Origin of the sequence: Micromonospora sp. MP36 (genome assembly GCF_008119785.1) — a bacterium.
In the GTDB taxonomy this organism is placed as follows: domain Bacteria; phylum Actinomycetota; class Actinomycetes; order Mycobacteriales; family Micromonosporaceae; genus Micromonospora.
The window spans coordinates 51,094-69,926 of sequence record NZ_VSFA01000002.1 but is presented as its reverse complement, the minus strand read 5'-3'; the positions used below and the strand labels follow the sequence as shown (position 1 = coordinate 69,926).

The 18,833-nt window shown below is 72.4% G+C and carries 16 protein-coding genes; 8 read left to right on the top strand and 8 right to left on the bottom strand.

Annotated elements, in window-relative coordinates:
• Positions 1-42: 42 nt before the first annotated feature.
• The 7 genes from yidD (at position 43) to FXF52_RS03385 (ending at position 9,065) form a co-directional block, all read left to right on the top strand.
• Complete coding sequence (gene yidD / locus FXF52_RS03415; protein ID WP_222870422.1) at positions 43-282, top strand: membrane protein insertion efficiency factor YidD; 240 nt, start codon at positions 43-45, stop codon at positions 280-282.
• Positions 283-1,257 (top strand): membrane protein insertase YidC, encoded by a 975-nt coding sequence (yidC, locus tag FXF52_RS03410; RefSeq protein ID WP_148793769.1) that lies wholly within the window; start codon positions 283-285, stop codon positions 1,255-1,257. It begins immediately after the preceding gene.
• 264 nt (positions 1,258-1,521) lie between these two features.
• A complete protein-coding gene (locus FXF52_RS03405; RefSeq protein WP_148794049.1) occupies positions 1,522-2,052 on the top strand; it encodes a R3H domain-containing nucleic acid-binding protein in 531 nt (176 codons plus the stop codon).
• A gap of 220 nt (positions 2,053-2,272) precedes the next feature.
• Positions 2,273-3,178 carry a 16S rRNA (guanine(527)-N(7))-methyltransferase RsmG gene (rsmG, locus tag FXF52_RS41450; RefSeq protein WP_370517874.1) on the top strand — a complete coding sequence of 302 codons (906 nt, stop codon included), beginning with the start codon at positions 2,273-2,275 and terminating at the stop codon, positions 3,176-3,178.
• 226 nt (positions 3,179-3,404) lie between these two features.
• Entirely contained in the window at positions 3,405-4,772 is a 1,368-nt protein-coding gene (locus tag FXF52_RS43805) for a ParA family protein (RefSeq protein WP_148793767.1), read from the top strand.
• A gap of 27 nt (positions 4,773-4,799) precedes the next feature.
• Entirely contained in the window at positions 4,800-5,828 is a 1,029-nt protein-coding gene (locus FXF52_RS03390) for a ParB/RepB/Spo0J family partition protein (RefSeq protein ID WP_148793766.1), read from the top strand.
• Between the two features lie 2,475 nt (positions 5,829-8,303).
• Positions 8,304-9,065 carry a hypothetical protein gene (locus FXF52_RS03385; RefSeq protein WP_148793765.1) on the top strand — a complete coding sequence of 254 codons (762 nt, stop codon included), beginning with the start codon at positions 8,304-8,306 and terminating at the stop codon, positions 9,063-9,065.
• 15 nt (positions 9,066-9,080) lie between these two features.
• Here FXF52_RS03385 and FXF52_RS03380 read toward each other — a convergent pair whose 3' ends face one another.
• Both FXF52_RS03380 and FXF52_RS03375 read right to left on the bottom strand, forming a co-directional pair.
• Entirely contained in the window at positions 9,081-10,076 is a 996-nt protein-coding gene (locus FXF52_RS03380) for a D-alanine--D-alanine ligase (RefSeq protein WP_148793764.1), read from the bottom strand.
• A gap of 7 nt (positions 10,077-10,083) precedes the next feature.
• Positions 10,084-11,397: a PLP-dependent aminotransferase family protein gene (locus tag FXF52_RS03375; protein ID WP_148793763.1), complete on the bottom strand. Its 1,314-nt coding sequence runs from the start codon at positions 11,395-11,397 to the stop codon at positions 10,084-10,086.
• Between the two features lie 281 nt (positions 11,398-11,678).
• Here FXF52_RS03375 and FXF52_RS03370 point away from each other — a divergent pair, with 281 nt between their 5' ends.
• Positions 11,679-12,344 carry a GNAT family N-acetyltransferase gene (locus FXF52_RS03370; RefSeq protein WP_148793762.1) on the top strand — a complete coding sequence of 222 codons (666 nt, stop codon included), beginning with the start codon at positions 11,679-11,681 and terminating at the stop codon, positions 12,342-12,344.
• 69 nt (positions 12,345-12,413) lie between these two features.
• On the opposite strand, the gene FXF52_RS03365 is transcribed toward FXF52_RS03370, so the two are convergent.
• From FXF52_RS03365 to FXF52_RS03340, 6 genes are all read right to left on the bottom strand, one after another.
• A complete protein-coding gene (locus FXF52_RS03365; protein ID WP_148793761.1) occupies positions 12,414-13,574 on the bottom strand; it encodes an N-acetylmuramoyl-L-alanine amidase in 1,161 nt (386 codons plus the stop codon).
• Positions 13,575-13,768: 194 nt separating this feature from the next.
• Positions 13,769-14,092 carry a thioredoxin gene (gene trxA, locus FXF52_RS03360; RefSeq protein WP_148793760.1) on the bottom strand — a complete coding sequence of 108 codons (324 nt, stop codon included), beginning with the start codon at positions 14,090-14,092 and terminating at the stop codon, positions 13,769-13,771.
• A 38-nt stretch (positions 14,093-14,130) separates the two neighbouring features.
• A complete protein-coding gene (gene trxB, locus FXF52_RS03355) occupies positions 14,131-15,084 on the bottom strand; it encodes a thioredoxin-disulfide reductase (protein WP_148793759.1) in 954 nt (317 codons plus the stop codon).
• Between the two features lie 178 nt (positions 15,085-15,262).
• Positions 15,263-16,309 (bottom strand): hypothetical protein, encoded by a 1,047-nt coding sequence (locus FXF52_RS03350; protein WP_148793758.1) that lies wholly within the window; start codon positions 16,307-16,309, stop codon positions 15,263-15,265.
• Complete coding sequence (gene sigM, locus FXF52_RS03345; RefSeq protein ID WP_148794048.1) at positions 16,306-17,037, bottom strand: RNA polymerase sigma factor SigM; 732 nt, start codon at positions 17,035-17,037, stop codon at positions 16,306-16,308. The genes FXF52_RS03350 and sigM overlap by 4 nt, the downstream gene beginning before the upstream one ends.
• Before the next feature lie 43 nt (positions 17,038-17,080).
• On the bottom strand, positions 17,081-18,685 hold the full coding sequence (locus tag FXF52_RS03340) for a protein kinase family protein (protein ID WP_148793757.1): 1,605 nt from the start codon (positions 18,683-18,685) through the stop codon (positions 17,081-17,083).
• Between the last annotated feature and the right edge of the window lie 148 nt (positions 18,686-18,833).

The window sequence follows — 18,833 nt, the reverse complement described above, 5'->3', positions numbered from 1 at the left end:
GGTGGGAGCGCCGCCCCGCGGCCGACGACTAGCGGTGCCCGCATGCTGCTGGTACCCATCATCGCGTACCGTCGGTGGATAAGTCCGGCGCTGCCGGCCCGCTGCCGGTTCTACCCGTCGTGCAGTGCCTACGCCGTCGAGGCGGTGTCTCGGCACGGCGCACTGCGGGGAGCCTGGTTGACGGTCCGGCGGCTGTCGCGCTGCCACCCCTTCCACCCAGGTGGACACGACCCGGTGCCGGAGCCGGGCGACCGCCGCCGTGCCGACGTGACTGGAGCCTGAGTGTTTAGCCTCGACTGGGTCTACTACGCCATTTCGTGGATCCTGCTGACCTGGCACTCGGCCTGGGACGCCATCGTTCCGGCCGAGGCGGTGATCGGGACGAACTGGCCCTGGATCCTTGCCATCGTCTTCCTGGTGGTGACGGTCCGGGTGATCTTGTTCCCGGTCTTCGTCAAGCAGATCAAGTCGCAGCGGGCGATGCAGGCGCTCCAGCCCAAGGTCAAGGAGCTCCAGGAGAAGCACAAGGGTGACCGGGAGACGCTCCAGAAGGAGATGATGGAGCTCTACCGGAAGGAAAAGGCCAACCCGCTGATGGGCTGCCTTCCGATGTTCCTCCAGATCCCGGTCTTCCTGGGCCTCTTCCACGTGCTGCGCCGCCTCAACCCGGACAAGACGAACAAGACCCTGTACGGCTGGACGGTCGACCAGTTCAACAGCGCCTCGCACGCCAAGCTCTTCACCGCCCCGATCGCCGGCAAGTTCGGTTCGACGGCCGACGAGCTGGCCAGCCTCGGTGCGAGCGGCAACACCGTCAAGCTGGTCGCCGGCATCCTGGTGGTCATCATGATCGCCACGACGTACCTGACCAGCCGCCAGATGATCCTGAAGACTGGCTGGGCGGAGGACCCGCAGCAGCGCATGGTCCAGCGCCTGATGCTCTACGGCATCCCGGTCTCGCTGCTGGTGTCCGGTTCGATCTTCCCGATCGGTGTGATCATCTACTGGGTCACCAACAACCTCTTCACCCTCGGCCAGCAGCAGTGGGTGCTGCGGAAGTTCCCGCCGCCGCCCACGGCGAAGACCGGTGCCGGCGCGCGGCCCACCGCCCAGCCGGCGAAGACCGGTGGTCTGCTCGGCCGTAAGGCCCAGCCGGTGGCGAAGGCCCCGGCGACCGCGCCCAAGGTGGCCGGTCCGAAGCCCGGCGCCAAGCCGGTCAACCCGAAGAAGACCCGCCCCGCCAAGCGGCAGGGCTGAGCCTGCGGGCCGCCACCGGGATCCCGGTGGCGGCCCGTCCGGCCCCCGAGCTGCCACCGTACGGTCGGCGCCGGGCCGGAACCGCCGCGCGGAGCGCGGTCACGGGCGAAACTGGCCCGTACAGACGTGCCCGAGGGCATCGGCGAACCCCGCGCCGGCCCCGGGAGACCAGCGGACCCGACGGTCCGGCCGAGCGAGTACGGAGATGAGACCGTGACCGACACCAGCATCCCCAGCGCCGAGCAGTCCCTGGACGAGGAGACCATGCCCACCGACGAGGCCGAGGAGACCGGGGCCGAGTCGGCGGCTGCGGAGAAGAAGGCCCCGGCCGAGAGCGACCTGTTCCGGCAGAGCGAGATCGCGGCCGACTACGTCGAGGGTCTGCTCGACATCCTCGACTACGACGGCGACATCGACGAGCTGGTCTCCGGCGGCCGCCCGGTCGTCGAGGTGGTCGGTGGCCGCCTGCAGAACCTGATCGGCCAGCGCGGCGCCACCCTGGAGGCGCTCCAGGAGTTGGCCCGGCTGGCGGTGTTCCGGCAGACCGGTTCGCCCAGCCGCCTGCTGCTCGACGTCGGCGGCTACCGGGCTGCCCGGCGCAAGGAGCTCGCCGCCGTCGCCAAGAACGCGGTGGAGAAGGTCAAGGAGTACGGCGAGCCGGTGCGCCTCGAGCCGATGTCCGCGTTCGAGCGCAAGTGCGTGCACGACGTGGTGAACGCGATGAGCGGCGTGGAGAGCGAGTCCGAGGGCGTCGAGCCGAACCGGTGCATCGTCGTCCGGCCGGCGGCGGACTGACGGGGTGACCCACGACGAGACGACGGCGGGTGCCGTGGCCGGCCCGGGTGGTACGCCGCCCGGGCCGTCGCCTGTCCGGCCCGACCCGGCCGTCGACCCGATCTTCTCCGACGGGGACGCCTCCCCGGCCGACCCGTCGATCACGGGTACGCCGCCCACCGCGGACCCCGCCTTCTCCGGTGGTGCACCAGCGGGCCGCTCCGATGACGACACGTCGACGATGTTCGATTCCTCGGACGTCGTGACTCCGGCCTTCTCGGCTGACCCGGCACCGGAAGGCGAAACGGTCCCGGCGGCCCCGGTGGGTTCCGTCGAGCCGGTGTTCGCCGAGCCGGCGACGGCGTCCCCTGCCGAGGGCGACACCGGCGAGGCGCAGCCAGCGTCCCCGGCCACGGCGACGCTGCCGCCCGAGCTGGCGGCGGCCGCCCGTACCCTCTTCGGCGACCGGCTCGAGCTGGCGGCCGCGTACGCCGAACTGCTGGCCACGGACGGCGTGGTGCGCGGTCTGATCGGCCCCCGCGAGACGCCGCGGCTCTGGGAACGGCACCTGCTCAACTGTGCGGCGGTGGCGGAGCGGATTCCCCAGGGCGCGAGCGTGATCGACGTCGGTTCCGGCGCCGGGCTGCCCGGCCTGGTCCTGGCGATCGCCCGCCCCGACCTCACCGTCACGCTCGTAGAACCGCTCGCCCGGCGGACCACCTTCCTGATCGAGGCCGTGCAGCAGCTCGGCCTGACCGCTTCCGTCCGCGTCTTCCGTGGGCGGGCGGAGGAGGCGGCGGCCGGGTCCCGCGACACCGCCCCGCTCAGCGCGGACATCGTGACCGCGCGGGCGGTGGCCGCGCTGGATCGGCTCGCCGCCTGGTGCCTGCCGCTCGCGGTGCCCGGCGGCCGGCTGGTGGCGCTCAAGGGCGCCTCCGCCGCCGAGGAGATCGCCGAGCACGCCGAGGCGGTCGCCCGGCTCGGCGGTGGCGAGCCGGAGCTGCACCGGTGCGGGGTGGGCGTGATCGACCCGCCTGCCGCGGTGATCGAGGTGGTCCGGGAGCGGGTGATCGGTCCGGTCAAGAAGAAGGGCCCCAAGCGGTCGCGCGGCGGCCGCCGCCGCGGTGGGCACGGCCGGGATCGCTGACGCTGGTTTTACCGTTGTGGCGGTGCGAGATGGCCGACGGATCCGAACCCAACGTGGACCCGCTGCGCCCGTCGGCCGTAGGCTGGCCGCGCGTCGATAATGTGGAACGGCGGTGCCGGGCGGCACCGAACCCGACCGTTCCCGCCGGGCCGTAGGCCGCGCAGCGAGCGCGGGGGCCTGATTGACGGGGTGCGGACCGACCATCCGGAGCGGGCAGGGATGACAGGTGCATGACGACGGCAGGTACGACGATCCACGGGTGACCGGGCCAGGAGGACGACCCCCTGCCGACCCCGTTTCACGTGAAACCGACTACCCGGGCTGGCCGGTGAGCGGCAACGAGTCCTACGGTGCGGCCCCGCGTCCACCGGAGTGCGATCCGGTGGTACGCCGGGACGTGTCGGCCGGAGGTGGTGTGCGGCCGACCTCCGGGGTGCCGGCGAACGTGCCCCCGACGCGGGATCCGCTCGACCCGACAGGTGGTCCGGCCAACGCGCCCACCGCGCGTCCCGGCCCGGCACGCGGCAACGCCGCTGTCCCCGGGCGCTACGAGCCGCAGCCGCCGGTCTCGGCGGTGCCGCAGCAGCCCACCTCGCAGTCCGCGCCCGACGTGGTCGCGGTCGAGGTGGCCCCGGCCGACACGCCACCGGCCGCCGCCTACGGTGCCGAAGCCGCCGACAGCACGTACGTTTCACGTGAAACCCCGACGCGCGAAGAGGATGATCCACCGTTGGCTATGGAGGCTATGCGCGCCGTGCAGATCCTGAATCCCAGTGGCGAGGTGACCATGCCTCGGCCCGAACGGACCCGGGTGATGTGCGTCGCCAACCAGAAGGGCGGCGTGGGCAAGACCACGACCACGGTGAACCTGGCGGTGGCGCTCGCCCTGCACGGCAACCGGGTCCTGGTGGTCGACCTCGACCCGCAGGGCAACGCCTCCACCGGGCTCAACGTCCCGCACCACACCGGTGTCCCCGACGTGTACGACTGCCTCATCGAGGGCGTGCCCCTGGAGGACGTCGCCCAGGCGGTGGAGGGCATCCCGAACCTGTGGTGCGTACCGGCCACCATCGACCTGGCCGGCGCCGAGATCGAGTTGGTCTCGGTCGTCGCCCGGGAGTCCCGGCTGGCCCGCGCCATCGCCGCGTACCCGGGGCACTTCGACTACGTGTTCATCGACTGCCCGCCTTCGCTCGGCCTGCTGACCGTCAACGCGTTGGTCGCCGCGCAGGAGGTGCTGATCCCGATCCAGTGCGAGTACTACGCGCTGGAGGGCCTCAACCAGCTGATCAACAACATCAACCTGGTACGCCAGCACCTCAACCCGAGGCTCGAGGTCTCCACCATCCTGCTCACCATGTACGACCGGCGTACCCGGCTGGCCGACGCGGTGGAGCAGGACGTGCGGAACCACTTCGGGGACAAGGTGCTCCAGGCCGTGATCCCCCGGAACGTACGGGTCTCCGAGGCCCCCAGCTACGGCCAGTCCGTGATGACCTACGATCCCGGTTCGCGCGGGGCCACGAGCTACTTCGAGGCCGCTCAGGAAATCGCCGAGCGCGGCGTCAAGGAGCCGGTGAGCCGGAATGCGTAGTGCGGAGAAGTCGCTGGGAGGCGTCGCATGAAGAACCGTCCTCGCGGCGGTCTGGGCCGAGGGCTGGGTGCCCTCATCCCCACCGGGCCGGTGCCGGGCAGCAGCCCGGCGGCCGCCGAGCCCGCAGGCGGTACGGCGGCCGAAATGCCGCCCCCAGCCGTGGCCGGCGCTGCCGCTGCCGTGGTCGGGGCGCCCCCGGCGGCCGCGGAGCCCGGACCGCAGCTGAGCCCGGTGCCGGGAGCCCGCTTCGCCGAGATCCCGGTCGACGCCATCGTGCCGAACCCCAAGCAGCCCCGGCAGGTCTTCGACGAGGACGCCCTGGAGGAGCTGAAGACCTCGATCCAGGAGGTGGGCTTCCTCCAGCCGATCGTGGTCCGTGCGCTCGACGGCGAGAAGTTCGAACTCGTCATGGGTGAGCGGCGCTGGCGGGCCGCCCAGGCGGTCGGCCGGGAGAGCATTCCCGCCATCGTCCGGGACACCAAGGACGACGCGATGCTCCGGGACGCGTTGCTGGAGAACATCCACCGGGCCAACCTGAACCCGCTGGAGGAGGCGGCCGCTTACCAGCAGCTTCTGGAGGAGTTCGGGGCAACCCACGAGGAGTTGGCTCGCCGGATCGGCCGGAGCCGTCCGCAGATTTCGAACACCATCCGGCTGATGAACCTGCCCGCTCAGGTGCAGCGCCGGGTTGCCGCCGGGGTGCTCTCGGCCGGCCACGCCCGGGCGCTCCTCAGCCTGGACGACGCCGAGGCGCAGGAGCAGCTCGCCAAGCGGATCGTCGCCGAGGGCATCTCCGTACGCGCCACCGAGGAGATGGTCGCCCTCGCGCTCGCCGACGGGCCGGCGAAGACCCCGGCCGCGAAGCGCCGACCGAAGCCGCACGCGCCGGCGTTGACGGACCTCGCCGACCGGCTCTCGGACCGGTTCGACACTCGGGTGAAGGTCGACATCGGCCGCAACAAGGGCAAGATCACGATCGAGTTCGCCACGGTCGACGACCTGGAGCGGATCGTCGGGATCATCGGGGTGGGCCAGGAGGATCAGCCCGGCGAGTGAGCACGGGTCGTGGGTCTCGGCCGCGTCGTCTTCGTGACGGCGCGGCCGAGCCGTTTGTGGGGTGGGCGCGGAGCTTCGGGCCGCTGTCGCTGGACGGCTGGCGCCGCTGTCCCGGCTTCCCGGCTGACGGAACCAGGGCCAGGGTCTGTGTCAGCAGCACCCCGCGCAGTGCGGGCAGGGTGCCGAACCGGGCCGCCAGCCGGCCGACGCCGAGCGCCCCGGTTCTGCGGGCCTCACGTCTCCGGTTCGGGGTAGGGGTGTCTCCGAGTGCCCTGCCGCTCCTCTGTCGTGCTCACGGCGCTCTCAACGGCCCGAAAGGGCGGATGGCGCGATGGAGGGTGTCGTTGTCAGCACCCGCGCCATGTCGACCCCCGACCCGGCCGATTGGATCGCCGGCTCGCTGCCGCGAGATGCGGCCACTGCTGCGCGTGGGAGTCCGCCGCCGAGGGGCAGGACTTCGTCCGGCGTTTCACGTGAAACGGCCGTGCGGGGATGTGTTGCCGCGACCGGGGACGGTGCCGTTTCACGTGAAACGCAGGCTGGCTTACGCCTAGGCGTAGGGCATCAGAAAAGTCGACGGCCGCTGCGGAGGTGCGTGGCGGGCCGGAACTTCTTGGATTGGATTGCCCCCAAGCCGAACAGGCCCCACTGGGCCGCCCGCAGACCGTCCCAACGCCCGCAGACCGTCCCAACGCCCGCAGGCCGTCCCAGCGCTCACCGCCTCCGCCAGCGCTCACCGGCGGTCTCCGCCATCTCGCCGCGCACGCCGCAGTCCTTCCCCACGGTCTCCCGGCAGGCAACGGTGGCAATCTGGGCCGGAGGACCGGGCACGCCTCGCGCTCCACTCCGCCTCTGGATTCCAGGGCCGGCGCGGTCCGGCCGCGCATGTGCCGCTGTTTCACGTGAACGAGGAGCTCGGGCGTGCCTGGGTCATCCGGCTCCGGCGTTCGTGGCCGTTGCTGAGCGGAGCTCGGAGGCCAGGAGCGCGGCGACGAGGCGAGCGGGGGAGCATGGGTCCGCGGCGAACAGGTCCGACCGGCTGAACCGGAACACTGTGGAGCGACACGGGCGCGGCCACAGCGCGGCAATGCAGCAACCAGCCGCTCGAACCGAACCAGCCGAGCGAGCCGGCGAGAAGTAGGACCGGGAATGGCTGGGCGGTGTACGGCAGCCGGCGCGCAGGTCGGCCATCGGCCCGCCGTACAAGCCGCGCGACCCATGCCGATCGGGCGCACCGGTGGGTGGCTAGCGATCTACGGGGCGGAGAGAGCCGAGCGAGTCGAGGGACCGTTTCACGTGAAACAGCGGCCCGGCGTCAGTGGACGCGGGGTACCCAAGCACCCAGCGGGCCGTCGCCCTGCCAGCCGCAATCCTGATCCGACATCAATGGAGTGACACGAGGACCACGACCAGGGCGGCGGCGCGGACGGTTTGCGGCGCGGAAAGGCGCGGCCGCGCCATGAGCAAGGCGGGCACTCCCCGGCGGTGCCGCCACCGCAGCCACCCTCGCTTGGTCACGCCACCGACGCCCGAGGGCCGACGTTGCCGGGGACCGAACGTCGCCGGAGCCGAACGCCGCCCGAGCCCGCCGTCCACGCCGCGCCAGCCAGGTGCACGCGTGGACGCGACGGCAGCCCGGTATCCCCCGGGCGCCTGAGGTAGCCCGGCTGAGCTGTTGCCTCGGAGGCAGCCCGGTGCCAGAGCTTCGGCATTGCCTGCCGCATGAACGAGGCTGCGGGAGGCGCCCCGGGAGTTGCTAGCGCATCTCGGCTCGGGCTGTGGATCCCTCCGCATTGGGCGCACTCGGCGTCTCGATTCGGACCACTGTCCAACCCAGTCGCGGCGTGACCGGACCGGACGCGCCCGAACCGGAACGATGCCGGCTCGTGCTCAGCCGGATCGGGAGCCTCTCGGCCGGCATCTGGCTGAGCCCCTGCGATTTGAGCGCAGCGATGCCAGGTGCCGGCGCCGCTTCGGGTAGCCGGGCGACGAGGCGGTTCAGGGCGGCCCGCAGACCATGTCGGAGCAGTTGGTCCGGCGGGCATCCGAAGCGAGAGATCTTGGACCCCGGACGGGGGTCGCGACCGGACCGGAGTTGCGGCGAGGGCAGCACCGGAAGAGGCATGCCAAGCACCTGCCGGTTGCCGAACGCGGGCAACGGGCGCAGCACGACGGACCGAACATGCCCGCTGCCCATCGGCCCGTCACTCGTTAGGAAGGGAGGCCAGGCGGTAGGTGAACATCCGGTGGACAACCCGCCCCGGCATCCACCCGGTTATCCACAGTTGTTTTCCACAGGGCACCCTCGTTTCACGTGAAACAGCGCGGCGAAACCCGTGTTGAGCTGTGGATGACGCGGTGTGCTGGTGATCTCAGCGGCCTGTGGACAACGCGGTGGACAACCGCGCGCCGATCGACGACGAACGACGAAAAGAGGTAGGGACAGCCGCCGCGGACTCGGTTAGGGTCAGCGTCGTGCAGGACACCCCTCCCTCAGTCCCGGACTTCACCCAATGGCCCTCCTTCCCCTTCGAGGGCGATCTCCGCGTCAAGCAGCTCGACGATCCGGTACCGGTCGAACCGCCCCGCCGGGGCGAGGGAAACCGGGAGTGCACCGCCTGCAACGCCCCGGACGAGGCGTACATCTGGGTCGGTGAGCGGTGGCGGGTACGGGCGATGGACCGCCCCACCGGCCTGCCGATGGTGCTGATCCTGGAGTCCCGCTCCCACCTCGATCTCGGCGATCTGCCGAACCTGCTCGCCGCCGAGTTGGGCGTGATGACCGTCCGCCTGGAGCGGGCCATCCGCTCGCTGGACGGCGTCGCCCGGGTGCACGTCAACCGCTGGGGTGACGGCTCCGCGCACCTGCACATGTGGTTCCTGGCGCGGCCGTACGGACGGCTGCAACTGCGGGGCACGTTCCTCTCCCTGTGGGACTCGATCCTGCCCGCGATCTCCGAGTCGCAGTGGCGGGAGAACCTGGCCCTGGTCGCCGCCTGGCTGGCCGAGTTCGGCGGCCGCCCGCTCGCCGAGCCGCCCCGCATTCAGTGGCAGGCGCCGTCGAGCTTCTCGTCGTCGGCACCGGAGAGCGTGGCGGCCGATGCGGAGGAAACCGCTTCGGTGATCGAGGCGGCGGAGGAGATCCCGGAGCCGGAAAACGACGCCGCGCTGGAGAGTCCCCTCGAGCCGGAAAACGGCCCGGCGAAGAAGGAGTCAGCAGCCGCGCCGGTGGAGTGACCGAACAGGCGATCGTTACGGACGACGGGCGGCTCGGCTGACCAGCGCGCCGAGCACCCGCCCGAAGTCCAGCCCGGCGGCCTGGATGGCCAGCGGTAGCAGCGACGTCTCGGTCATGCCCGGGGACACGTTGACCTCCAGCACATGCGGCTGCCCGTCCGCGTCGACGATCAGGTCGACCCGGGAGAGGTCGCGCAGGCCGAGGGCGTTGTGCGCGGCGAGCGCCACATCCGCCACCCGGTCGGTCGTCTCCTGGTCCAGCCGGGCGGGCGCGTGCCAGGTGGTCCGGCCGGCGGTGTAGCGGGCGGCGTAGTCGTACACGCCGTTGCGGGGCACGATCTCGACCGGGGGCAGCGCCTCCGGCCCCTCGCCCAGGTCCACCACCGAGACCGCCACGTCCATCCCGGGCACGTAGCGCTCCACCAGCGCCGTCTGGTCGTACGCGAAGCAACCGACCATGGCGGCGGGCAGCGACCTGGCGTCCCGGACCACGGCGGCGCCCAGTCCGGAGCCGCCCTGCGCCGGCTTGATCATCAACGGTAGGCCGAGTCGGTCGGCGATCCGGTCCAGCACGGCCACCGCGCCCAGCTCGGAGAAGCGGTCGTGTGGCAGGGCCACCCAGTCGGGCGTGGGGATGCCGGCCTCGCGCAGCACGGCCTTGGCCGACGGCTTGTCCCAGGCGAGCCGCGAGGCCCGGGCATCGCAGCCGACGTAGGGCACGTCGCAGAGGTCGAGCACCCCGCGCAGCGAGCCGTCCTCGCCGGTGGCACCGTGCAGGGCGATCACCACGGCGTCCGGCGGGTCGGCGGCCAGGGCGGGCAGCAGGGCCACGTCCGCGTCCCGCAGCTCGGCCTCCACGCCGACCGCCCGCAGCGCATCGAGCACGCGCCGGCCGGACCGCAGGGAGACGTCCCGCTCGTACGAGAGTCCGCCGGCGAGCACCAGCACGTGCAGCTCGTCGGTGACGGCGGGGTCGGTCACGGAATTGTGTGCGGCAGGGCTGACGGCCATGCGGGAATCATGCCAAGTCGGGGCCGGGCGCGTCCGAGCCGCCCTGCCTGCGCCGCGGCTCCGAGCCGCCGACCGCGCCGAAGACCCGGCGCATGGCGATCTCCTGCTCCATCACGCCGGCCAGCCGGCGGACGCCCTCCCGAATCCGCTCCGGCGGCGGGAAGGAGAAGTTGAGCCGCATATTGCCGCTGCCGGTGCCGTCGGCGTAGAAGCCGGTGCCCGGCACGTACGCGACGCGCGCCGAGATCGCCCGCGGCATCATCGCCTTCGAGTCGAGCCCGTCGGGCAGGGTCGCCCACACGAACAGACCGCCGCCCGGGTTGGTCCAGGTGGTGCCGGCCGGCATCAGGTCCTCGAGCGCGGCGAGCATGGCGTCCCGGCGCTCGCGGTAGACCTCCCGGTAGACCTTGAGCTGCTCCCGCCAGGGCATGGTGCCGAGGTACGTCGAGACGGCCGCCTGGGCGTATCCGCTGGGGCAGAGGATCTGCGCCTCGCTGGCGATGACCAGCTTGTCGCGGACCGCGTGCGGGGCGAGGATCCAGCCGACCCGGAGGCCGGGGGCGAAGGTCTTGGAGAAGGTGCTCAGGTAGAAGGCCCCGTCCCGCCGCCGGGCGCGCAGCGGCGCGGGCGCGTCCCCCTCGAAGCCGAGTTGACCGTACGGGTCGTCCTCGACCACCAGCAGGCCGGCCCGCTCGCAGATGTCGAGCACCTGCTCGCGCCGCTCCTCGCTCAGCGTCACGCCGGTCGGGTTCTGGTAGGTCGGGATGGTGTAGAGGAACTTCACCCGACGGCCGGCGCGGGCCAGGTCGGCGATGGCCGATTCCAGCGCCTCCGGGATCAGCCCGTGCTCGTCCATGGGTACGTGGGCCACCTGGGCCTGGGCGGCCTGGAACACCCCGAGCGCGCCGACGTAGGTCGGGCCCTCGGCGAGCACCACGTCGCCCGGGTCCAGGAAGAGCCGGGCCACCAGGTCGAGCGCCTGCTGGCCGCCGACGGTGACCACCACGTCCTCCGGCGAGGCGCCGCACGAGGCGTCGATGCCGGAGAGGGACATCACCTCGCAGATCCGCTCGCGCAGCTCCAGGGTGCCCTGCCCGATGCCGTACTGCAGCGTGGTGACGCCGTGCTCGGCGCCGAGCCGGCCGAGCATCTCGCCGACCGCGTCGAGCGGCAGCGCGGCGATGTACGGGGCCCCACCGGCGAGCGAGACCACCTCCGGCCGGCTGGCCACCGCGAAGAGTGCCCGGATCTCGGAGGCGGTCATCCCCCGGACCCGGCGGGCGTACCGGTCGGTGTAGTCGTCGAGCGTCGTGCCGGTCATGACATCACCTCGATCGGGTGTCGGCGGGGCTGCCGCCCGGATTGGTACCCGCGATGCCGGCAACCATTGGCGGCGCGGGACGCCGGTTGGTCGATCGTAGTCGGTACCCCCCGCCACCTGCGCCGCCATGTGAAGAAAGTCCACATCCCGGACCGGTCCGGCCCGTGCCGGGTGGCCGTTCGCACGTCCTCTCCCGCACCGCGGGACAGAGGCGTACGATCGCTCGTCGGGGGCAGGAAAGCGGCGGAGTGAGGCTCTGAGCCTATTGGTGGGGTGCGATCATGTCGCGACGTCTGGTCAGTCTGACCCTCGACACCTTGGAAGACCTGCCCCGCCCGTGCCGGCAGTGCGTCTACTGGGAGCTGGATCCGGTCTCCGCCGACCGGGCGTGCGCCGCCGGTGACCCCGGGCTGGAAAAGGAGGCCTGGGTCTCCCAGACGCTGCTCGAGTGGGGCTCCTGCGGCAAGCTCGCGTACGTCGACGGCATGCCCGCCGGTTTCGTCATGTACGCCCCGCCGGCGTACGTTCCGCGCTCGATGGCCTTTCCCACCTCGCCGGTCTCAGCGGACGCCGCGCTGCTGATGACGGCCAACGTGGTGGCCGCCTTCGCCGGCGGCGGCCTGGGCCGGATGCTGGTCCAAGGCGTGGCCCGGGACCTCACCAAGCGCGGCATCAAGGCGATCGAGGCGTTCGGCGACGCGAAGTTCGGGGACGACGGCGACGACCCGACCCGGGCCTGCCTCGCGCCGGCCGACTTCTTCCTGTCGGTGGGCTTCAAGACGGTCCGCCCGCACCCCCGCTACCCGCGCCTACGGCTGGAATTGCGCACGGCGCTGAGCTGGAAGTCGGACGTCGAGTACGCGCTGGAGAAGCTGCTCGGCTCGATGAGCCCGGAGACGCTGCTCCGCCCGGTGCGTCCCGCCCCGGCCACCCGCTCGACGAGCTGACCGGGTCAGCTCCGCGCCGCCGGGTCAGCCCCGCCCGGCCGCGCCCCGGCCCCGCGCCGCAGCCTGCCGTCAGTCCACCGCCGTGCCGGCGGCGACGATCGCCCGAAGCTCGCTGACGTCGATGGAGCCGGTGGGTACGTCCCGTTCGATCGGGAAGTACATCCGCTGCACCGCGGCGACGATGGCCTCGACCACCTTGTCCCGGAACCGGGGGTCGACCAGCCGGCCCCGATCCTCCGGCGAGGTCAGGTAGCCCACCTCGACCCGGACCGCCGGCATCTTCGTCAGCCGCAGCAGGTCCCACGCCTTGGCGTGGGTACGGCAGTTCCGCAGCCCGGTCCGGGCCACGATCTCCCGCTGCACCAGCCCGGCCAGCCGCTCCCCGGTGGCCGAGGTGACGCCGTTGTTGGTGCCGTAGTGGTAGGTGGCGACCCCGTTGGCCGCCGGGTTGGCGTGCCCGTCGACGTGCAGCGAGATGAACACGTCCGCGCCGAGGGAGTTGGCGAGCTGGGCGCGATCGGCGTCCGGCAGGCAGGTTGCCGGCGACGGGCCGCGGGTGAGCTGCACCCGTACGCCGGCCGCGGCGAGCCGCCCCTCCAACCGGCTGGCCAGGTCGTGCACGATGTCCGCCTCGGTCCAGCGGAGTGGGCCGTCCGGCACCACCACGCCCGGATCGGTGCCGCCGTGTCCCGGGTCGACCACCACGGTCCGCCCGACCAGTGTCGGTCCGGCCTGCCGGATGGCGTCGGACTCGCGCAGCCACTGCGGACGCCCGCCCACCACCTTCCGGCCGAGGCGGCGCAGCGCGTTCATGGTGTGCGGGCCGCACGCGCCGTCCGGCTTCAGCCCCATCTCCCGCTGGAACTGAGCAACCGCCCGCGAGGTGCGGATCCCGTAGATGGCGTCGGCCCGGCCCACGTCGTACCCCATCTCCAGGAGGCGTTCCTGGAGCGACCGGACGTCCTCGCCGATCAGCGGCTCGGGCACCGCGTGGTACAGCGTCCGCGCGCCGAACCGCCAGCGGGCCGCGTCCAGCGCCCGCCAGGTCTCCGCGCCGACCCGCCCGTCCACGCTCAGGCCGCGGGACTGCTGGAACGCCCGGACGGCGCGCTCGGTCTCGGCGTCGAAGTCGTCGCCCTTGCCACCGGCCGGAAGCAGGTCGAGGCCGGTGAGGACGGTACGGATCTCGGTCACCGCAGGTCCCCGGTCACCGGGTCGGATGGGACGCACGATGACCCCCTCTGCACGGGCACTGGCTGGCCGGAGACTCCGACGGAGGTGGCCCCCATGGCTGGGGGCGCTTACGGAGCGTACCGTGGCCGGTCACCGTCGGCTTCCGGTTCGAGCAGGTCGGGCACCCGGGCGGGATAGCAGGAACCCCCGCCGCCGGGTGGCGACGGGGGTTCCTCGGCTGCGGAGCCGGCTCAGAGCGCCGACTCGATGAGCCTCACCAGCTCGCCCTTGGGCTTGGCGCCGGCGATGGACTGCACCGGCTCGCCGTTCTTGAAGATGGTGAGAGTCGGCACGGACATCACCCGGTACGCCCGCGCGGTCTCGGGGTTCTCGTCGATGTTGAGCTTGACGATGGTGACCTGGTCACCCATCTCGCCGGCGATCTCCTCGAGCAGCGGCGAGACCTTGCGGCACGGTCCGCACCACTCCGCCCAGAAGTCGACCAGGACCGGCTTGTCGGACTTCAGCACGTCGCTCGCGAAGCTCGCGTCGGTGACCGCCTTGGTTGCACCCACTATGAACCCCTCCTCCGGGACTTTTCTGAGAAAATTCTTCAGCCTTGCAGGGTGGCGATGAAGCGCTCGGCGTCCAGGGCGGCGGCGCAGCCCGTACCGGCGGCCGTGATGGCCTGCCGGTAGGTGTGGTCGACCACGTCACCGGCGGCGAAGACGCCCGGCACGTTCGTCCGGGTGCTCGGCGCCTGCACCTTCACGTACCCCTCGTCGTCGAGCTCGATCTGCCCGCGGAAGAGCTCACTGCGCGGGTCGTGGCCGATCGCCACGAAGACCCCGGTGACGTCGAGCACCTTGCTCTCGCCGGTGTGCACGTTTCGCACCCGGACGCCGCTGACCTTGCCGTCGTCGCCGAGGATCTCCTCGATCACGGTGTTCCACTCGACCTTGATCTTGTCGTTGGAGAGGGCCCGCTCGGCCATGATCTTGCTGGCTCGGAACGAGTCCCGGCGGTGGATGATCGTCACCGAGTCGGCGAACCGAGTGAGGAAGCTGGCCTCCTCCATCGCCGAGTCACCGCCGCCGACCACCACGATGTGCTGGTTGCGGAAGAAGAAGCCGTCGCAGGTCGCGCAGGACGACACGCCGTGGCCGAGGTACTCCTGCTCACCCGGCACACCCAGCGGACGCCAGGCGGAGCCGGTGGAGAGGATGACCGCCTTCGCCCGGTAGGCGGTCGCGCCCACCCAGACGGTGCTCACCGCGTCCGAGCCGATCTCGCCGGTGTCCTTGAGCTCGACCCGGGTCACGTCGTCGGTCAGGAACTCGGCACCGAACCGCTCGGCCTGCTTGCGCATGTTGTCCATCAGTTCGGGCCCGAGGATGCCGTCGGCGAAGCCGGGGAAATTTTCCACCTCGGTGGTCGTCATCAGCGCGCCACCGGACTGCACGCCCTCGATGACGAGCGGCTTGAGGTTGGCGCGCGCGGCATAGACCGCCGCCGTGTAACCGGCCGGCCCGGAGCCGATGATGATCAGGTTGCGGACCTCGTCCACTGCCGTCTCCCGATGTGTGTGTTCGTCACCGGCGCGCACCGATGTCGATCCCGAGTGCCGACGGCTCAGCGGCGTCGGCGCCTGACTTGCAGAACGTCATCGTACGAAGCGGGGATTCCCGAGCCGGTCATCTGGTGGGTCACGTCACGTGGCAGGACACGCCCGGGCGACCGTGACCTCACCCTACTCGGGTACGGAAGCGGGTGTCCGCGCCGGACCCGGGCACCCCGCACTCGGCTCCGCTTACCCACGCCCAGCGCGTGCCGCTCGGGTCGACGAAGGTGACGACGAGCGCCGGACGCCCCTGGAACGACGCGTAGTCGACCAGGTCGAGGGTGATCAGTCCGGCTCCGTGCTCGGCGCTGATCGCGCCGAGGCAGGACGCCAACGCCCCCGGGCGGGCCAGCCGCTCCAGGCCGGCCCCCGCCGACTTGCGCTGGTCGTCCGGCGCCATTCCGGCGGTCTCGCCGGGACCACGGGCCGCCGACGGCGAGGCCAGCGTCATGATGCTGCCGGGCAGTTGGTCCGGGCCGTAGTCGGTGCCGCTGTGCTGGGGTGGCCCGGCGGTCCGGAAGGGCGCGGCGGCAGCCGCCTCGGGCTGCGCCCGGCCGGCGGCCGACCCGGCGCGGTCCGCCGTCGACGTCACGCCGTGGTTGGCGGTGTCGACCAGGTGGCTGATCCCGAGCCCGACCGCGGTGACCGAGACGGCCGCCAGGGCGACCGGCCCGGCGATCCGGGCCCAGCGCCGGGAGCGCCGGCCCGGTCCGGTGTTGCGGGCCGGGCGTTCGGCGGGCCGCGTCGCCCCGTCTGCCCGCCGCGGCTGGATCGGCACGGAGACCGGCGTCGCCCCGCGGGCCTCGGCCGGGTGGGGCGCTTCCGGCTCCCCGTCGCCGACCTCGCGCCGGCCCGGGCCGGGCGCGCCGGCCCACTCCTCGGCGTCGACTCGGGTGGCGTCGGCCGGGGCCGGCCCAGCGCCGGCGAGCGCCGCCGTGATCCGGTCCGCCACGGTCAGCGGCAGCTCCGGCGCGGGAGCGGCGGCCCAGTCGGCGAGGTCGGCGTGGACCAGCTCGATCGCCCGCGCCAGCGCGGCGTACGCGTCGCCCCAGGCCGGGTCGGACTCGATCAGCCGGGCCACCGTGGCCTGCTCCGGGGTGCCGTCCAGCGCGCCGCCGACGTAGTCGGCGAGCAGGTCGGGGTCGACCCCGCTGAACTCCCGGGAAGTCACGTCTCCTCCTGGCTGACGTCCCGCCGGGACCACCCCGACGTCGATCCGACGCCCTCGGGCGGCCGGGGGTTCCCCCCGGTGACGCGCGGCACGTCCGGCGTCTCGTCGGAGCCGGTACGCAGATGTCCGAGGAGCACGGCCAGCCGGGCCCGCCCGCGGGCGCAGCGGCTCTTCACCGTCCCCTCCGCGACGCCGAGGATCCGGGCCACCTCCGCCACCGGGTAGCCCTGCACGTCCACGAGGACCAGCGCGGCCCGTTGCTCGGCCGGCAGCTGCGCGAGGGCCTGCCGGACCACCAGGGCGGTGTCGTGGTCACGAACCGGGGCCGCCGGCTCCACCCCGCCGGTGTGCCGGCCCGGCTCCCCGTCGGTGTGCACGCCGTCGGGCAGCGGGACGGTGGCATGCGTCTGGCGTCGCCGCATCCGGTCCACGCAGGCGTTCACCACGATCCGGTGCAACCAGGTGGTGACCGCCGAGTCGCCGCGGAACCGGGCCGCCGCGCGGTGCGCGGACAGCAGGGCGTCCTGGAGCGCGTCGGCGGCCTCCTCGCGGTCGCCGAGGGTACGCAGGGCCACCGCCCAGAGCCGGTCCCGGTGCCGGTGGAACAGCTCGGTGAACGCGTCCCGGTCGCCGGCGACGTGTGCGCGCAGCAGGTCGAGGTCGGACGGCCCGGCCGGCAGGCCGTCCCCGGTCGCCGGCTCCGGCGTACGCCCGCCGCGACCCGCCATCACCGCGTCCACGGGAGGCGGCGCGGAAGCCGTGGCCGGCGGTTCACGACCCCTGGACCGTGATCTCCTGGACCCCCAGCTTCCAGCCGCCCCCGCTGTCCTTCTTCGGCAGCTCGGTGATCCAGAAGAGCAGGTAGCGGTACTTCTGCTCCGGGTTGAATCCGTCGAACGTCACCGTCAGGCCGGCGTGCTCGACCGGTTGGCCGATCGGGGTGGCGTAGCTGGTAACGAGCTGCTTGTCACCCGACGAGCTGGACGGGAAGTCGGCCTTCCCCGCGAGCAGCTGGACCGAGGCACCGGGGGTCGACAGCACGGCCTGCAGCGACTTGACCGTGTGCTCCTCGCCCAGATCGATCCAGACCCCCATGCCCTTCTTGTAGCGGCTGAAGTCGGCCGAGTTGTAGGTGTCGGTCGCCCAGCCCTCGTCCTCGTTGCCGTCGATCACCTTCTCGACGCCGCTCAGCTCGTCACGCTTGCGGCTGTCCGGATCGATGATCCGGACGTCCTGGATGTTGAGCTTGCGGACCGTGCTGGCCGGGCTGCCGTCGTTTCCCGCGGGCGCGCTGCTGGTCGGACGGGCGACCGGCTCGGTCGGCTGCTTCTTGTCGTCGCCGAGCAGGCTGATCCCGACGAGCAGCCCGACCAGGGCCACCGCCAGGATCCCGGCGATGCCCAGGGCCACCTTGCGGCCACCGGCGGCGGCCAGCGGCGACGGCTCCTCGCCGGTCTCGGCGGTGAAGCGCAGCGGGCCGGTCGGCTCCAGGTAGTGCTCGTCGGCGGGGACGTCCAGCCGGCTCAGCTCGGCGGCCAGCACGTCCGACGACGGCGGGGCGATCTCCGGGTCGAGCAGGTCCATGGTGAGGTCGTCGAGGTACGCCGGCACGCCGGCGCGTACCTGCCGGGGCGCGGCGATGGTGCCGCTGGCGTCGCGGACCGCGTCGGGGATCGCGGCGCGGCCGTGCCCGGCGGTGGCGCCGTGCAGCGGGGCCTCGCCGTGCGGCCAGTGCCCGGTCAGGGCGAAGTAGAGCACCCCGCCGACCGCCCGGAGGTCGTTCTCCTGGCTGTCCGCGCCGTCGGTACGCGCGTCGGCCAGCACCACCCGGCCGTCGTCGCTGATCATCACCGTGCCGGGGTGGAGGTTGCCGTGCACCATGCCGGTGGCGTGCACCGCGGCGAGGGCGCTCGCGACCGCGTTGCCGATGGCGGTTGCCCGGGCCGGGTCCAGCGGACCGTCGGCGGTGACCAGCTCGCGCAGGGACTGGCCGTCCACCCACTCGCGGACCACGTACGCCCGGTCGGCCTCGTCGATGGCGTCGTAGACGCCCACCAGGTTGGGGTGGATCACCCGGCTGGCCGCGACGGCCGCCTGGAGCATCTCGGTGGCCGAGTCGCCGCCCGGGTAGCGGAGGACCACCGCGACGGGACGGCGCAGCACGACGTCGACCCCGCGCCAGACCAGCCGGCCCGCGCTGTCGTTGTTGATGTGCTCGACCAGCTCATACCGCTCGGCAAGGACCTCACCGGCCGTGGGAGCACCGAAGGTCATGACCGGAGGGGCAGTCTCCTCCGCCTCCTGACCCTCGCCGACCTGGGTCACCCGTCCTCCCTCGGTGATCGTGTCGATCGATGGACCCGTGCTGCTGGGCATGTGGCTTCCTGCTCTGCCTTCGAAGGAACCGGCAGACCGGCGTCGACGTCCGCGTCGGCACCTGCCGTACCCGTCGAGACCGACCTTACCCGGGATGCCCGGTTCCTCGACATGTCATCTTCCCGCCGTAGCCGGTGGGACGCCAGAC

What these genes read in the sequence shown, in the direction of transcription:
- FXF52_RS03375 (WP_148793763.1), bottom strand. Translation starts at nt 11,397, where the DNA reads ATGACCGGCACGACGCTCGACGACTACACCGACCGGTACGCCCGCCGG.
- FXF52_RS03390 (WP_148793766.1), top strand. Translation starts at nt 4,800, where the DNA reads ATGAAGAACCGTCCTCGCGGCGGTCTGGGCCGAGGGCTGGGTGCCCTC.
- sigM (WP_148794048.1), bottom strand. Translation starts at nt 17,037, where the DNA reads ATGGCGGGTCGCGGCGGGCGTACGCCGGAGCCGGCGACCGGGGACGGC.
- FXF52_RS03340 (WP_148793757.1), bottom strand. Translation starts at nt 18,685, where the DNA reads ATGCCCAGCAGCACGGGTCCATCGATCGACACGATCACCGAGGGAGGA.
- FXF52_RS03380 (WP_148793764.1), bottom strand. Translation starts at nt 10,076, where the DNA reads ATGGCCGTCAGCCCTGCCGCACACAATTCCGTGACCGACCCCGCCGTC.
- yidD (WP_222870422.1), top strand. Translation starts at nt 43, where the DNA reads ATGCTGCTGGTACCCATCATCGCGTACCGTCGGTGGATAAGTCCGGCG.
- FXF52_RS03405 (WP_148794049.1), top strand. Translation starts at nt 1,522, where the DNA reads ATGCCCACCGACGAGGCCGAGGAGACCGGGGCCGAGTCGGCGGCTGCG.
- rsmG (WP_370517874.1), top strand. Translation starts at nt 2,273, where the DNA reads ATGTTCGATTCCTCGGACGTCGTGACTCCGGCCTTCTCGGCTGACCCG.
- FXF52_RS03370 (WP_148793762.1), top strand. Translation starts at nt 11,679, where the DNA reads ATGTCGCGACGTCTGGTCAGTCTGACCCTCGACACCTTGGAAGACCTG.